Source organism: Mucilaginibacter sp. P4_G9 (genome assembly GCF_056400985.1).
Genome location: NZ_JBFUKF010000729.1, coordinates 1 through 1,469 on the forward strand (window position 1 = coordinate 1; position 1,469 = coordinate 1,469).

Below are 1,469 nucleotides of genomic sequence, written 5' to 3' on the forward strand. Positions count from 1 at the left end.
TATCAATTGCACACAGCGGAATATATTTACCGGGAGATGGAAAGGCACTTGTAAAATTAAGGGGCGCAAATAATAATTACCTTATGGCGGCAAGCGAACACTTAGGGCCACTCCGGATTTTTCAATTGAATGCTAAGGCATCCATGTTAAAAATAGGTTATACAGATCAAAGTGCCTTAATAACGTATAAAAATGGCAGCCATGCCAAACAGGAATTTCACTATGGCAGTTCGTTTATTTCCCAATCCTCCAGGTTTATGCTCATTAATGATAAAATAGCACAAGTATCAATAAAAGATAATTCAGGAAAGACCAGGCTTGTCAAATTTTAGTTTAAATATAGCTGTTGGGTAATGCCTGATTGGCTGTTCTTAGCAAATAGACTTTCTATCAGTGCAAATCTAAATCATCGGCTATGACATCCTGCATGATGATTTAGATTTGCCTTTTTTATATTCAATACTTAAATACAGTGTTGCTTTTCACATATTATCAGCCATCTTCATAGACATCGCTGGCTCATCCGTGTTAAATTCAAGTATATTTAATTTAAGTTGTGTTACCTTACCATCTTCTGTTATTTCAAGTAACTGGTTAGGCTTTGTTTTTTGAAGATGCTGCACTGTACCACTCCCCGCCCATCGAATTTCGATATCGTCGATGATACTGGCTTGCCCTACTCCTATTTCTTGCCGAAGCGGAGATGAGCCAAAGCTTCCACCGGAATTTACATCTTTAAACACACTTCTTTGTAAGCCATTCTCTGTAAAGGTGACCTTGATTCGTGAACCGATAGCACACCTGTTTGACCTTTTACCAACCAATTTTAAACCTATCCAATTATTATTATTTTGGCCCGGATTAAGGTATAGCGCACTTTTGTAGACATCGCCTATATAGGCCCCGCCCATTTCGATAAAAATATCCTGCAGGCCGTTATTCCTGAAATCGGCAAATGATACACCATGCCCTTTTTGCAAATTGCCGGTACGTGATGAACTGGTTACATCGGCAAATTTTTTGCCACCCATGTTCCGGAAAAGTTTATTAGGTATAAGCGATCCAAAATCCGGGTTGCCGGTACCAAAATAAATATCCGGATAGCCGTCATTATCAATATCACCGAAATTACCTCCCATGCTAAACACTACCTTATTCAGCCCAACATCACGGGTTACATTTGTAAATGTACCATCGCGGTTGTTTTTAAAAAGAAAAATATTGCCATTATCTGCCACGGGAGTACCCAAGGCCTCTAACGCGGCATAATAACCCAGGGTTGTACTAAAATTGTAACTACCAATCAAAATATCRGGCCAACCATCATTGTTGTAATCATAAAACCAGGTAGTAAATGTATTTTGCTTGATATTGATGCCCGCTTTTTCGGTAACATCCTCAAAACCTACGTTGTTCCCTCCCTTACATCTATTTTTCAGCAAATACTTTCTTCCACTCATGGTAGATAC

Annotated in this window: 2 protein-coding genes; one reads left to right on the plus strand and one right to left on the minus strand. The window is 39.0% G+C overall.

Annotated elements, in window-relative coordinates:
* The coding region (locus AC1DPZ_RS27120) for a hypothetical protein (RefSeq protein WP_477409374.1) at positions 1-332 on the plus strand (332 nt) is incomplete at its 5' end.
* 150 nt (positions 333-482) lie between these two features.
* On the opposite strand, the gene AC1DPZ_RS27125 is transcribed toward AC1DPZ_RS27120, so the two are convergent.
* Positions 483-1,469, minus strand: a 987-nt coding sequence (locus tag AC1DPZ_RS27125) for a CRTAC1 family protein (RefSeq protein ID WP_477409376.1), incomplete at its 5' end; no start/stop codon positions are given.